This window comes from Serratia sp. Ae19-1 (assembly GCF_059801225.1).
On the sequence record NZ_JBCHWD010000010.1, the window covers coordinates 123,592 to 137,234 of the forward strand.

11 protein-coding genes and 3 tRNA genes are annotated in these 13,643 nt (G+C 60.3%); 2 read left to right on the plus strand and 12 right to left on the minus strand.

The window, feature by feature from the left end; all coding sequences use genetic code 11:
• Positions 1–2 precede the first annotated feature (2 nt).
• The 8 genes from hflK to nnr all read right to left on the minus strand — a co-directional run bounded on the left by hflK (position 3) and on the right by nnr (position 9,762).
• Positions 3–1,253 (minus strand): FtsH protease activity modulator HflK, encoded by a 1,251-nt coding sequence (gene hflK, locus AAIE04_RS22970; RefSeq protein WP_019453380.1) that lies wholly within the window; start codon positions 1,251–1,253, stop codon positions 3–5.
• Positions 1,254–1,321: 68 nt separating this feature from the next.
• Positions 1,322–2,602, minus strand: coding sequence for a ribosome rescue GTPase HflX (hflX, locus tag AAIE04_RS22975; RefSeq protein WP_004933675.1), 1,281 nt, complete (start codon positions 2,600–2,602; stop codon positions 1,322–1,324).
• Between the two features lie 98 nt (positions 2,603–2,700).
• The gene (gene hfq / locus AAIE04_RS22980) at positions 2,701–3,009 is read right to left on the minus strand and encodes an RNA chaperone Hfq (protein WP_019453381.1); all 309 of its coding nucleotides are present in this window, start codon (positions 3,007–3,009) and stop codon (positions 2,701–2,703) included.
• 113 nt (positions 3,010–3,122) lie between these two features.
• The gene (gene miaA / locus AAIE04_RS22985; protein WP_154747210.1) at positions 3,123–4,064 is read right to left on the minus strand and encodes a tRNA (adenosine(37)-N6)-dimethylallyltransferase MiaA; all 942 of its coding nucleotides are present in this window, start codon (positions 4,062–4,064) and stop codon (positions 3,123–3,125) included.
• On the minus strand, positions 4,057–5,940 hold the full coding sequence (gene mutL, locus AAIE04_RS22990; protein WP_498577725.1) for a DNA mismatch repair endonuclease MutL: 1,884 nt from the start codon (positions 5,938–5,940) through the stop codon (positions 4,057–4,059). The genes miaA and mutL overlap by 8 nt, the downstream gene beginning before the upstream one ends.
• A 22-nt stretch (positions 5,941–5,962) precedes the next feature.
• Positions 5,963–7,759: an N-acetylmuramoyl-L-alanine amidase AmiB gene (gene amiB / locus AAIE04_RS22995; protein ID WP_074055425.1), complete on the minus strand. Its 1,797-nt coding sequence runs from the start codon at positions 7,757–7,759 to the stop codon at positions 5,963–5,965.
• A 7-nt stretch (positions 7,760–7,766) separates the two neighbouring features.
• Entirely contained in the window at positions 7,767–8,237 is a 471-nt protein-coding gene (gene tsaE / locus AAIE04_RS23000) for a tRNA (adenosine(37)-N6)-threonylcarbamoyltransferase complex ATPase subunit type 1 TsaE (RefSeq protein ID WP_074055426.1), read from the minus strand.
• Positions 8,238–8,247: 10 nt separating this feature from the next.
• On the minus strand, positions 8,248–9,762 hold the full coding sequence (nnr, locus tag AAIE04_RS23005; protein WP_197667630.1) for a bifunctional ADP-dependent NAD(P)H-hydrate dehydratase/NAD(P)H-hydrate epimerase: 1,515 nt from the start codon (positions 9,760–9,762) through the stop codon (positions 8,248–8,250).
• On the opposite strand from nnr, the gene queG reads away from it, so the two are divergent.
• A complete protein-coding gene (gene queG, locus AAIE04_RS23010) occupies positions 9,761–10,900 on the plus strand; it encodes a tRNA epoxyqueuosine(34) reductase QueG (RefSeq protein WP_074055428.1) in 1,140 nt (379 codons plus the stop codon). The two genes, nnr and queG, sit on opposite strands and share 2 nt — an antisense overlap.
• 312 nt (positions 10,901–11,212) lie before the next feature.
• On the opposite strand, the gene AAIE04_RS23015 is transcribed toward queG, so the two are convergent.
• From AAIE04_RS23015 to orn, 4 genes are all read right to left on the minus strand, one after another.
• Positions 11,213–11,288: transfer RNA gene (locus AAIE04_RS23015), tRNA-Gly, on the minus strand.
• Between the two features lie 54 nt (positions 11,289–11,342).
• Positions 11,343–11,418: transfer RNA gene (locus AAIE04_RS23020), tRNA-Gly, on the minus strand.
• A gap of 76 nt (positions 11,419–11,494) precedes the next feature.
• Positions 11,495–11,570 (minus strand) — tRNA-Gly (locus AAIE04_RS23025).
• A 192-nt stretch (positions 11,571–11,762) separates the two neighbouring features.
• A complete protein-coding gene (gene orn, locus AAIE04_RS23030; protein WP_019453388.1) occupies positions 11,763–12,308 on the minus strand; it encodes an oligoribonuclease in 546 nt (181 codons plus the stop codon).
• Between the two features lie 245 nt (positions 12,309–12,553).
• Here orn and rsgA point away from each other — a divergent pair, with 245 nt between their 5' ends.
• Positions 12,554–13,603, plus strand: a complete 1,050-nt coding sequence (gene rsgA / locus AAIE04_RS23035; RefSeq protein ID WP_019453389.1) for a small ribosomal subunit biogenesis GTPase RsgA — start codon at positions 12,554–12,556, stop codon at positions 13,601–13,603.
• Positions 13,604–13,643 lie beyond the last annotated feature (40 nt).

A 13,643-nucleotide genomic window follows, 5' to 3' on the forward strand; every position in this document is an offset into this window, starting at 1 on the left:
GATTACTCTCTCCCTACGCGAGTGGTGTCGTCACGCTGCGCATTCGCCCGGCGCTGATCCATAATCGAACCGCCGCTGGTGCGCGGAGCGCTGCTGTTGGCAGCCGGCGCAGGATTCGGATTGAGGCGAATCAGGCTGGTATCCTTGTTGCCGCTCTCCGGTGCCGCGCCTTGGCCGCGCAGCATCTGATCCAACGGCAGCACCATCAGGTTGTTGCCTTTGTCGCTCACCAACACCTTACGGGTATGGCCCAGCACTTTTTCCATGGTTTCGATATACAGACGCTCACGGGTGATCTGCGGAGCGGACTTGTATTCCGGCAACAGTTTGGCAAAGCGCGCCACCTCACCCTGAGCCTCCAGGATGGTGCGGTCTTTATAAGCCTTGGAGTCTTCCAGCAGACGCTGCGCCTGGCCGTTCGCACGCGGCTGAACTTCGTTGGCGTAAGCTTCCGCTTCACGGATGTATTGCTGCTCGTTCTCACGCGCGGCGATCGCATCGTCGAACGACGCCTTCACCTCTTCCGGTGGACGCGCCGCCTGGAAGTTGACGTCCAGCAGCGTGATGCCCATGTTGTAAGGACGAATGGTCTCTTCCAGCATGCGCTGCGTGTCGTTACGCACCACGGTACGGCCTTCGGTCAGGATGCGGTCCATCGAGTATTTACCGATCACGCCGCGCAGGGCGCTGTCGGTCGCCTGGCTCAGGCTGTCGTCGGCATTGACGACGCTGAACAGGTACGCTTCCGGGTTGGTCACGCGGTACTGCACGTTCATTTCCACGCGCACCACGTTTTCATCGGAGGTCAGCATCACGCCGGACGCCGCCAGCTCGCGCACGGATTCCACGTTCACCGGACGCACGTCGTCGATGAAGGTCGGTTTCCAGTTCAGGCCCGGCTGCACCAGGTGGCTGAACTTGCCGAAACGGGTCACGACGCCGCGCTCGGCTTCCTTGATGGTGTAGAAGCCGCTGGCGGCCCAGATCACCACCACGGCGACCGCCGCGATACCGATAATGCGGCCGCTGAAGCCCGGACCAGAGGTGCCGGTGCCGCCGCTATTGCTGTTGGAGCCTTTGCCCCCGCCGAAACCGCTCAATTTCTTGCTCAGTTTGCGGAAGATATCGTCCAAATCAGGTGGCCCTTGATCACGACCGCCTTTGTTGTTACCGCCAGAGTTGCCGCCATTGTTATTGCTGCTCCCCCACGGGTCGCGGTCCTGTCCGTTATTACCGGGCTGATTCCACGCCATGTTTTAGCTCCATATTCTGTGATTGGGTACTTCAGGCTTTCGCGAAGCATAAATGTAACAGGATATGATCATACGATAAAGTCAATCAGGTCCTGTTCTTGCTTGCAGAGACGACGCCATTCGACGATCGGCATTCGCACCACCACGCCAATGCTGCCGTCCTCCTCGTTCCACTCTTTTTCAATCGCCTGAAGCTGGTAAAAACGGCTGCGAAGACGGCCTGCCCGTGGCGGTAAGCGCAATTCGTAATGCGCGATCTCCCCCGATAAGCGCTCCGTCAACGCCTGATACAGCAACGGAATACCCTCTCCGCTGGCGGCGGACAGCCACACCCGGATCGGCAGGTTTTCGTCGTTGCGGTCGATACGCGGCACAAAATCGTCCAGCATATCTATTTTGTTCATCACTAACAGTGTAGGGATTTCATCCGAGTCGATCTCCGCCAGCACGGTGTTCACCGCTTCGATGTTCTCATCGACGCGCGGATCCGCCGCGTCGATGACGTGCAGCAGCAGCGATGCCTGGCGCGTCTCCTGCAGCGTCGCCTTGAAGGCGGCCACCAGATCGTGCGGCAGGTGCCGGATAAAGCCTACGGTATCCGCCAACACGGTATCTCCCACGTCCGGCACATCAATGCGCCGCAACGTAGGATCCAGGGTGGCAAATAGCTGGTCCGCCGCATACACCTCGGCAGACGTTATTCGGTTAAACAGGGTGGATTTGCCGGCGTTGGTGTAGCCCACCAGCGATACGGTCGGCACATCGGCGCGGGTCCGCGCGCGTCGGCCTTGTTCACGCTGCTTCTCTACCCGCTCCAGGCGGCGCAGAATCAAGCTGATGCGATCGCGTAACAGGCGACGGTCGGTCTCAAGCTGGGTTTCCCCCGGCCCGCGCAGGCCTATCCCCCCTTTTTGCCGCTCCAGGTGCGTCCAGCCACGTACCAGACGCGTGGCGATGTGACGCAGCTGCGCCAGCTCCACCTGCAGCTTACCTTCATGGGTGCGGGCACGCTGGGCGAAAATGTCTAAAATCAGCCCGGTGCGATCGATCACCCGGCATTCGCACAGGCGCTCGAGGTTTCTTTCCTGCGCCGGGGAAAGGGAATGATCAAACAGGACAACAGACGCGCCGCTGGCTTTCACCGCATCTGCAATTTCTTCGGCCTTTCCTTCGCCGACAAAGTACTTCGGATGCGGGGCTTTGCGGCTACCAGTCACCACTTGCAAAGCTTCGACACCGGCTGAGGAAACCAACGATTCGAACTCGTTGAGGTCTTCCGTATCTTTATCTTGCGAGAAATAGATATGAACCAGTACGGCCTGCTCACCGGCTTCATAACGGTCAAACAAGCGTGCAACCTCTCAAACGGACACTCACCGTGAGTTTGGGGGACATAAACAGCGCGCGGCTGCTTATGCTCCCCGTCATGGTTGACTTGCAACGCGCTTTATTCAGCGTCATCGCTTTCCTGCTGCGACTGTTGCTGCGCAGACGGATTGTTGCCATGGTGATAGTTGCTTGAACCGCCGCTCGGGTTGTTGCTGTGATGCGAAACCGGACGTGACGGGACAACGGTAGAGATAGCGTGCTTGTACACCATCTGGCTAACCGTGTTCTTCAACAGGATGACAAACTGGTCAAAAGACTCAATCTGGCCTTGCAGCTTAATACCATTCACCAAATAAATAGAAACCGGAACACGTTCACGACGCAATGCGTTCAGGAACGGATCTTGCAAAGATTGCCCCTTAGCCATTCTATCTTTTCCTTATTTGCTTGTTGTTTGTAACTAAGAACCTGTCGGCTCTAAAATAAACGACGTAAAAATTTGCGCGCTGAATACTCAGCAATTGTACACAATCACCCAACCTATGCACTAACAACCTGTGTCACCGAGTCCAAAGCCTCTCCCGGCTTTTCACTGTCCAACCAATGGACCGACTCCCAACCCCGTAACCAGGTCATCTGGCGTTTAGCCAACTGACGTGTTGCGCAAATACCACGATAAACCATCTCATCGTAACTAATTTCACCAGACAAGTATGACCACATCTGGCGGTAACCGACACAGCGAATGGAGGGCAAGTCCGTATGCAAATCACCCCGTGCGAAAAGTGCACGCGCTTCCGTCTCAAAACCCGCCGCCAACATTTGATGGTACCGCAGCTCGATGCGTTGATGGATCAACTCACGGCTGGTCGGCGCTATCGCAAATTGGTGAACTTGATACGGTAACGATTCACCCGAAATTTGAGTCAGTTCCGTTAAAGTTTTACCCGAAATAAAAAAAACTTCCAGTGCTCTGGACAGTCTCTGCGGATCATTCGGATGAATTCTCAATGCCGCGACCGGATCGATCGCCTGCAACTGCCGGTGCAACGCCTCCCAACCCAGCTCCGCCGCTTGCCGTTCGATGCGCTCGCGCACTGCGGGATCGGCGGACGGCAGCGGCGACAATCCTTCCAGCAACGCCTTGAAATACAACATGGTACCGCCCACCAGCAGCGGAATGCGCCCGGCGGCGGTGATGTCGGCCATCTCTTTCAGCGCGTCGGCGCGGAACTCCGCCGCCGAATAAGCTTCGGCGGGATCGCGGATATCGATCAGCCGGTGCGGCGCCTGCGCCAATTCTTCGGCGCTCGGCTTGGCGGTGCCGATATCCATGCCGCGATAAATCAGCGCGGAATCGACGCTAATCAGCTCCACCGGCAGGCGTTCGCGCAGCGCGATCGCCAGCGCGGTCTTGCCTGAGGCGGTCGGCCCCATGATGAAAATAGCCGGGGGACGTGGTGTCATTTCAGTTTCAGTCATGCTTGAGGGCCGCCAGTGCGGCCTGTAAATCAACGGGTTGTAAAAGTCCGCTCGGTGGCGATTTGACCAGCTGCGGGCAAAGTCGTTCAACGTCGGTCAGCAATTGTATCGCTTGCGAGGTGTTCCACTGTTCATGTTCGCTGCCAAGACGGCGAGCGAGCCAGGTGGCCAACACCGCGGGCGACATCTCCTGATGTTCGGCCAGATAGCCTAACAGTTCGGGTATCAGTTTTTGTAAATTTTGTTGGCGTAATGGTAAAGGCACTGCGCGCAACGTCACACGGCCATGATCTGTCTGCAGATCCAGCCCCATCGCCGCCAACAGCGTCTGATGCCGCGCAATGGCCGCCGCTTCGTTTTTACTCAGCGTCAGCTTGATCGGGATCAGCAGCGGTTGCGGCCGCAGCCCCTCCGCCGATGGGTTGAGCTGCGCCTGACGCAGCCAGCGTTCGGCCACCGTCAGATTGAGCAGTGCCGGCAGTTGGCGCTGCTCAATCAACGCATAGCATGGCGGATAAATCATCAGCACCCGACCAAAACTGTGCTGCCCGCCCGCCAGCGGTACTTCCGCTGCGGCTTTCACCGGCGGGAACAGCGGTGGCTTGCTCGGGGTTTCCGACTCGGCGTCGGTCGGCGGCTCTGCGGCGGGCTGGATCAGTTTGCCGTACAGCTCGCCTTCGCGTTTCTGGTAACCGCCCGCCGTTTGCCACCCCGGCTGCGGTGCGCGCTCGCGGGCGACGCCGGCCTGCGGCGGCGTTTCGCGGCGCGGCGCAGGCTGAGAAAAATGGTTGCCGCCGGCGGCGACGCGGTTTTCCTGCTGCCAGACCGGCGCTGGTTCTTCGTCAGGCGTTTCCGTCAGCGGCAGCAGCGGCGTTTGGCCGGCCTGCTGCAGCACGGCGGTCACCGCCTGATAAATAAAATCGTGCACCAGCCGCGCCTGATGGAAACGCACCTCGTGCTTGGCGGGGTGAACGTTGACATCCACCTGGTGCGGATCGACCTCCAGGTACAGCACGTAAGCGGGCTGCTGATCGTCTTTCAACTGATCCTGATAGGCCTGACGAATGGCGTGATTGATCAGCCGATCGCGCATCATGCGGCGGTTGACGTAGCAATACTGCATTTCACCCAGCTGACGCGCGCCGGCCGGATCCGCCACCCAGCCGCGGATGCTCAGATCGCCGTGCTGCCAGTCGATGTTCAGCGCATGCTGCAAAAACGCCGGGCCGCAGATGCTGCCCAAACGGCGCTCGTGTTGGCTTTCTTCCTTCGCCGCCCGGTATTGGCGGATCAATTTGCCGTTATGGCTGAGGTTGATCGCCACATCGAAACGCGCCAGCGCGATGCGCCGCACCACTTCATCGATATGGCCGAATTCGGTTTTCTCGGTGCGCATGAACTTGCGACGCGCCGGGGTGTTGTAAAACAGATCCAGCACTTCCAGCGTGCTGCCGACCGGATGCGCGGCGGGTTTGACCGTCACCGCCTGCTCACGCCCTTCGGCGTAGGCTTGCCACGCTTCGCTCTGCTCGGCGGTGCGCGACGTCAGGGTCAAACGGGAAACCGAGCTGATACTGGCCAGCGCTTCGCCGCGAAAACCGAGGCTGACGATCGCCTCCAGGTCGTCGAGCGTGCTGATTTTACTGGTGGCATGCCGCGCCAGCGCCAGCGCCAGGTCGTCCTTGCCGATGCCGCAGCCATTGTCGCGAATGCGGATCAGCTTGGCGCCGCCGCGTTCAATATCGATGTCGATACGCGTCGCGCCGGCGTCCAGGCTGTTTTCCACCAGCTCCTTGACCACCGACGCGGGGCGTTCAACCACCTCTCCGGCGGCGATCTGGTTGGCGAGCTGTGGCGGTAACACCTGGATAGGCATGCTGACTCCTGTAGCGATGGCGCTAGGCCTGCGGAATGGTCAGCGTCCGATCCAGCGGCGCGACGTCCGACTTCAGATTATTGACCCGTTTCAGATCGCCGACGCTGACGCCGTAACGAGAAGCGATAGAGGACAGCGTATCCCCACGGGCCACTTTATGTTTGGACGGTTTCTTCGCCGGCGTTTTCGCCTTGGCGACGGTAGTGATGGCGGCGGTTTTCCCCGCCGGCACCTTCAGGCGTTGCCCGACCCATACGCCGTCTTTCTTCAGTTTGTTCAGATCCCGCAGCGCCGCCATGGTCGTACCGTAGCTATCGGCGATGCCGGACAGCGTCTCCGCCCGCTTCACCACGTGGATCTGGGTTTTGCCGCTTTGGCTGCGGCTCGCGCCGGCCGAGCTGACGATAGGCTCCGGCTGGCGCACGTCTGGTGTTGAGGTGTTAACCGCCGCTGCGACGTCCAGCGGTCGGTTTTCCACCTTTGGGTCGGCTTGCAGCGGATGCGCCAGGAAGTAGCTGCGCAGACCGTTATGGATGGCCTTGGCAATCTTCTCCTGATACGCGCTGCTGCCCAGCAGCCGCTCCTCCGTGCTATTACTGATAAATCCGGTTTCCACCAGCAGCGATGGGATATCCGGCGAACGCAGCACGCCCAGGCTGGCGTGTTCCGGCCGGCGTTTATGCAGCGATCCGACGCTCTGCAGCTGCTGCAGCACTTTCACCGCCACATCGTACCCCACGCGCTGCGAGTGGCCGAACTGCAGGTCCAGCACCGCCTGGCTCAGATAAGGGTCGGCCTGGCTGTTGGCCAGCAGATCGCCGGCGCCGCCGAGCAGCTCGGACTGCTTCTCATGCTGTTCGAGCCAGCCGGCCATTTCGCTGTTGGCGCGGCGGTTGGACAGCACCCAGACGGAAGCGCCGCTGGCGCTGCGGTTCGGCGCGGCGTCGGCGTGGATGGAAACCAGCACGTTGGCGCCCTGCTTACGCGCGACGTCGGAACGCCCCATCACCGAAATGAAATAGTCGCCGTTACGCGTCAGCACCGGCTTGAACTGCGGATCGGCGTCCAGCATCGCCTGCAGACGGCGCGCGATGGCGATGGTGACATTCTTCTCTTTCAGGCCGGTCGGGCCGATGGCACCCGGATCCTGACCGCCGTGGCCGGCGTCGATCGCCACCACCACCCGATCGCCGGAACCGGCGGAAACGCGGCTGCTGCGCGGCGTCACCTCGGTGGCGGTGCCTGCGACCACGCTCTGTTTATTGGTAAAGGGGTTTGAACCCGGCGGCGCTTTGCGCAGCGGCGGCTCCGGCGCTTCACGCACCGCGACCGGCGCCTGACGCGGCGGTTGGCTGACCGCCACCGGCGCAGGCGTTTGCACCGGCGCTTTACGCGCCACGGCATTGGCGCCGCCTTCGGCCGTAATGGTGAAGACCACGGTGTGCACGCTGCCGTTCTGACGGGTGGAAACTCGGGTTTTGGCGCGCTGGGTCAGATCAAACACCAGGCGCACGCTCTGGGCGTCTTTCGGCGCGCTGGAGCGAATGCTTTTCACCAGATTTTGGCCGCTGAAATTGAGCGGCAGGCCGCCGACCTTGCCTTTCTGGTTGACGTCCAACACCACGCGATCCGGGCCGTGCAGCGGGAAAAACGCGTAGTCCGGCGGGCCATTGAAACTCACCGACACCGTCGCTTCGCGCTGGGCGTTAGAGACTTTGATATCGGACAGCGAAGACGCCGCCAGCGCGTTCAGCGCGCCGAGCGGCCCCAGCACGGCGATCAACATGACGATCGCAAATTTTTTCAACGCATGCGTCATTGCAGCATCATCCCTGTGATCCATGGATACGGTCTAACAATTGGCTGCCGTAAGCGGAAATCGCCTCGATCTGCGCCTCTCGTCCTTCGCCCTGATAGCGCAGATGTAACGCCAGATCCGGCTCCGGCAGCACGCCGGTGCCCTGCTGCGGCCATTCGACCAGGCAAATGGCGTCTTGCGCGAAGTAATCGCGAATGCCCATAAACTCAAGCTCTTCCGGATCGGCCAGGCGATACAGATCGAAGTGATACACCGCCAGCGGCTGCAGGGCATAAGGCTCCACCAGCGTGTAGGTCGGGCTTTTGACGTTGCCCCGATGCCCCAACGCCTGCAGGAAGCCACGGCTGAAGGTGGTTTTACCGGCGCCCAGGTCGCCGTACAGATAGATGACGCTGGCGCGATCGCAAGCCTTGGCCAAAGTGGTGCCCAAAGCGACAGTCGCTGCCTCGTCCGGCAGAGGTAAAACGAGTTCTTTCATTCGATAAAGTCTATTTTGCCCACTCAGGGTTAACGAAATGAAGGATGTCCGGCAGTAAATCGGTCGCCAACATGCCTCTTGTACCTTGTCTTTCCGCTACGCGATCGCCGGCCGCGCCGTGTACGACGCAGCCCGCACAGGCGGCATCATACAGCGAGAGCTTTTGCGCCAGCAAACCGCCGATGATGCCCGACAGCACATCGCCCATGCCGCCCGAGGCCATGCCGGCGTTGCCGACGTCGGCGATCGCCATCTGCCCCCGCTCATCGGCGATCAGCGTTCCGGCGCCTTTCAGCACCGCCACGCCGCCATAACGCGCCGTCAGGTTACGCACGGCAAGTAAGCGATCACTCTCGATGTCGGCGGTGCTGCAGCTCAACAGCCGCGCCGCCTCCCCGGGATGCGGAGTCATCACGCGATTCTGCCGTTTCTCGGGATTTAATGCCAGCAAGTTCAGCGCATCGGCGTCCCACAAAGCCGGTTTATCGCTGGTTTGCAGCACGTTCAACGCGTTTTTGCCCCACTCAGTCTGGCCCAACCCCGGGCCAATCACCAGCACATCCGCCCACTGCATCGCCTGCCGCAGCGTCGCTTCGTCCAACGCCTGTGCCATCAACTCCGGTCGGGCCGCCAACAGCGGTGCAACGTGTTCAATGTGAGTGAGCACTCGCACCAATCCCGCCCCGCTGCGCAGCGCCGCTTCCGCCGCCATGCGAATGGCGCCGCCGAATCCGCGGTCGCCGCCCACCAACAGCAGACGGCCATGTTCGCCCTTGTGGGCGCAGGGACGACGCGGATGCAGCCAGCGCGGCAGTACTTCGGCGGTAAGCCGCTGAATCTGCTCCGGTTGCTTTGCCAACCAACCCGATAAGCCTAGCGTATTCTGATGAAGTTGCCCGACCCAATCGCGCGCCTGGCCGGTCAGCAACCCCGGCTTAAGACCGATAAACGTGACGGTGTGTGCGGCACGCACCACCGCCCCCGGCGCCGCACCGCTTTCTGCCAGCAGGCCGGACGGGATATCGAGCGCCACCACCGGCGCCGAATGGCGGTTGGCGGCTTCGATCAGCGCATCGTAAGGCGCACGCGGCGCACTGCCTAAACCGGTGCCTAACAGAGCGTCGATGATCAGATCGACTCGTTCAGGCCAGCGGCTGTGCGCCGGCAGAATATCGCCGCCGGCGGCCAGCCAGGCCAGGCGGGCTTCAGCGGCCTCCGGCGGCAACGGCCGTGCGCCTTCACAGGCGATCACCGTCACCTGCACGCCCGCCGCCTTCGCCAGGCGCGCCGTCACATAGCCATCGCCGCCGTTGTTGCCGTGGCCGCAGAGCACCAGCCAGTGGTCGCGTGAGGGGTAAGCGTTGCGCGCCAGCGCGTAGGCCGCCTGACCGGCGCGCTGCATCAAATCGTAAAGAGAAATACCGAGCGAGGCCGCCGCCGCAGGTTCCGAACGCCGGATCCAGTCCGCAGGCCAGACAGAGTGTGGTAAACTGTCAACGTATGCTTTTTCACTGTGGCCCGTCATGACGCACCCCCTCGATCTCCATCAACTCGCCCAACATATCAAGCAATGGGGGCAATCGCTAGGATTCCAGCAGGTTGGCATCTGCGATACCGATCTGAGCCTTGAAGAGCCGAAGCTGCAGGCCTGGCTCGACAAACAGTACCACGGCGAGATGGAATGGATGGCGCGCCACGGCATGTTGCGCGCGCGCCCTCACGAGCTGTTGCCGGGCACGCTGCGGGTGATCAGCGTGCGCATGAACTACCTGCCGGCCAAGGCGGCGTTCGCCAGCACCTTGCAAAACCCGCAGTTGGGTTACGTCAGCCGCTACGCGCTGGGGCGCGATTATCACAAGCTGTTGCGCCAGCGCCTGAAAAAGCTGGGCGATCAAATCCAGGAATACTGCGGCGAGCTGAATTTCCGTCCCTTTGTCGATTCGGCGCCGGTGATGGAGCGCGCGCTGGCCGCCAAAGCGGGTATTGGCTGGGTTGGTAAACACTCACTAATTCTCAACCGCGAAGCCGGATCCTGGTTTTTCCTCGGTGAACTGCTGATCGATCTGCCGCTGCCGGTGGATCAGCCGCAGGAAGAGCAGTGCGGCCGCTGCGTCGCCTGCATCACCACCTGCCCGACCGGTGCCATCGTCGCGCCCTATACCGTCGACGCCCGGCGCTGCATCTCCTACCTGACCATCGAGCTGGAAGGCGCGATCCCGGAAGAGTTCCGCCCGCTGCTCGGCAACCGCATCTACGGCTGCGACGATTGCCAGCTGATCTGCCCGTGGAACCGCTTTTCGCAACTCACCGATGAAGACGACTTCAGCCCGCGCGCCGCGCTGCATGCGCCGCAGCTGATCGATCTGTTCAATTGGACGGAAGAAAAATTCCTGCGCATCACCGAAGGCTCAGCGATACGCCGCATCGGCCACCTGCGCTGGCTGCGCAATATCGCGGTGGCGCTGGGCAACGCGCCTTATGAGGACAGCATCGTACTCGCGCTGCGCGCGCGTTTGGAGCAGGACGCCATGCTGGACGAACATATCCACTGGGCGCTGGCGCAACAGCTCGCCCGCCGCGAAGCGCAGGGCATTGAGGTGCAGACGGCGCAGAAAAAACGGTTGATACGGGCTGTGGAAAAAGGCCTGCCGCGCGACGCCTGAGGGCGCACATCGCACAGTCATGCCGCCCGAGCGACTCACTCTGTGGATTTGTGTATAAAAATAAAAACACGTTGTCTTTCAACTGCAACAAAAAGAGCAAGTGATCGGCATAACGTTTCGACATAAATAAATAAGCTTATAAATCAAAGCAATAAATATTTAATTTGTATGACGTTGATTTTTCAGGCAGGCGGGTTTATGTACAGAGGCTGTGGATAACTCTGTTCACAACGTTTTTACCGGGTGTGTAAAACGGGACAAAAATCCGCGCCCGACAAGGCGTTGGATTTGAGTTTGAAACGAAGAGAAAATTGGAGCGGGAAACGAGACTCGAACTCGCGACCCCGACCTTGGCAAGGTCGTGCTCTACCAACTGAGCTATTCCCGCATTGAGATGCTTTTGGCATCCGGCCACCAAACACTGGCGTGACCTTTGAATTTTTGGAGCGGGAAACGAGGCTCGAACTCGCGACCTCAACCTTGGCAAGGTTGCGCTCTACCAACTGAGCTATTCCCGCATCGCATAGATACTGCTTGATACTGCTTGATACTGCTTTATTTATTCATCATGCCGCATCGCGACATTGTTGAATTTGGAGCGGGAAACGAGACTCGAACTCGCGACCCCGACCTTGGCAAGGTCGTGCTCTACCAACTGAGCTATTCCCGCCCGGCGTATCGATGGTGGAACGTTACGAAATTCTTCATCGGTACGGGGTGCGCATTATACGAGAAATCCTTTTTGTCGCAAGCCCCTGAAAGCAAAAAAACGCGATTTTTGTTTGATTGCCGATTAAAGCGCCAGATTGGCGAATTAAGCGGCTAAAAACGGCGTTTTTTCTCCACAGGGGCTGCTATCGCCTTAAAGCTGAATGAAATGTTCGCGGTAATAAGCCAGTTCGGCCACCGATTCGCGGATGTCATCCAGCGCCTGATGGGTGCCCTGCTTCTTAAAGCCGCCGAGAATTTCCGGCTTCCAGCGGCGCGCCAGCTCCTTCAGCGTGCTGACATCCAGATAGCGGTAATGGAAGTAGGCCTCCAGTTCCGGCATATAGCGGAACAGGAAACGGCGATCCTGGCCCACGCTGTTGCCGCAGATCGGCGATTTGCCGGCCGGCACCCATTGCTGCAGGAAGGCGATGGTTTCCAGCTCGGCAGCGCGATCGTCCTGGCGGCTGGCTTTCACTCGCTCCACCAATCCGCTGCCGGTATGGGTGCGCACGTTCCACTCGTCCATCAGGGCCAGCTGCTCATCGGTTTGATGCACGGCGATCACCGGCCCTTCCGCCAGGATGTTCAGGTTGGCGTCGGTGACCAGCGTGGCGATTTCGATAATGCGGTCACGCTCGGGATCCAGCCCGGTCATCTCCAAATCGATCCAAATCAGGTTATTTTCGTTTCCTGTCATGATGTTTCCTGCCTAAAAGCCGAGAGAAAAACGCTGCGCGGACGAGACGGCGGGTGCCGCCGGTGGCGACGCGCCGCAGCCGGCGGCTAACAACGGTTATTTAATATAAAATAGCGTGTATCATAGTCTTTTTGGTCGCCCTGGGCGACATATACCCTGACGGGTTCAAGGCTGCGCCCGGGGAAAGTCCCCCGCCGCAGCTGTGCGTATACGTAAAGGTATAAAACCGATTCAAGTGAGGCGCAGTGAGTAAGAACAAACTGTCCAAAGGCCAGCAACGCCGCGTGCAGGCGAACCATCAGCGCCGTCTGAAGCGCGCTGACAACAAACCGGAACCTGATGATTCCCAACTGGGCGAGCCGCAGGAAGGCGTCGTCATCAGCCGTTTCGGCATGCACGCCGACGTTGAGGCGCCGGATGGCACTCAGCACCGCTGCAACATCCGCCGCACGCTGCGTTCGCTGGTGACCGGCGATCGCGTGGTGTGGCGCCCCGGCCTGGGCGCCCATGAAGGGGTAAAAGGCATCGTGGAAGCGGTGCACGAACGCACCTCGGTGCTGACGCGCCCGGATTTCTACGACGGCGTGAAGCCGATCGCCGCCAATATCAATCAGATCGTCATCGTGTCGGCGATCCTGCCCGAGCTGTCGCTGAACATCATCGACCGCTATCTGGTGGCCTGCGAGACGCTCGAAATCGAGCCGCTGATCGTGCTCAACAAGATTGACCTGCTGGACGCCGAAGCGCGCAAGCTGGTCGACGGCATGATGGATATCTATCGCAAGATTGGCTACCGGGTGCTGGAAGTCTCCAGCCAGACGCGGGAAGGCATGGCGGAATTCGAACAGGCGCTGGCCGGGCGCATCAGCATCTTCGCCGGACAGTCCGGGGTCGGCAAGTCCAGCCTGCTGAACGCGCTGCTGCCGCCGTCCGAAGAGCAAATTCTGGTAAATCAGGTTTCCGACGTATCGGGCCTCGGGCAACATACCACCACCGCCGCGCGGCTGTACCATTTCCAGCACGGCGGCGATGTGATCGACTCCCCAGGGGTGCGCGAGTTTGGCCTGTGGCACCTGGAGCCGGAACAAATCACCCGCGGCTTTGTCGAATTCCGTGATTATTTAGGCGGTTGCAAATTCCGCGACTGCCGCCACGATACCGATCCCGGCTGCGCCATTCGCGAGGCGATGGAGAAAGGCGATATCGCGGAAGAGCGTTTCGACAACTATCACCGCATTCTGGAAAGCATGGCGCAGGTGAAGGTTCGCAAGAACTTCACGGACGCCGCAGACTGACACTAACGGGCGGGATTGACGACGGCGGAGCCCTCGTTAC

Bases quoted from the DNA above. Each gene is read 5' to 3' on its own strand.
- hflK (WP_019453380.1), bottom strand. From the start codon at position 1,253: ATGGCGTGGAATCAGCCCGGTAATAACGGACAGGACCGCGACCCGTGG.
- hfq (WP_019453381.1), bottom strand. From the start codon at position 3,009: ATGGCTAAGGGGCAATCTTTGCAAGATCCGTTCCTGAACGCATTGCGT.
- miaA (WP_154747210.1), bottom strand. From the start codon at position 4,064: ATGACTGAAACTGAAATGACACCACGTCCCCCGGCTATTTTCATCATG.
- mutL (WP_498577725.1), bottom strand. From the start codon at position 5,940: ATGCCTATCCAGGTGTTACCGCCACAGCTCGCCAACCAGATCGCCGCC.
- amiB (WP_074055425.1), bottom strand. From the start codon at position 7,759: ATGACGCATGCGTTGAAAAAATTTGCGATCGTCATGTTGATCGCCGTG.
- tsaE (WP_074055426.1), bottom strand. From the start codon at position 8,237: ATGAAAGAACTCGTTTTACCTCTGCCGGACGAGGCAGCGACTGTCGCT.
- queG (WP_074055428.1), top strand. From the start codon at position 9,761: ATGACGCACCCCCTCGATCTCCATCAACTCGCCCAACATATCAAGCAA.
- nnr (WP_197667630.1), bottom strand. From the start codon at position 9,762: ATGACGGGCCACAGTGAAAAAGCATACGTTGACAGTTTACCACACTCT.
- orn (WP_019453388.1), bottom strand. From the start codon at position 12,308: ATGACAGGAAACGAAAATAACCTGATTTGGATCGATTTGGAGATGACC.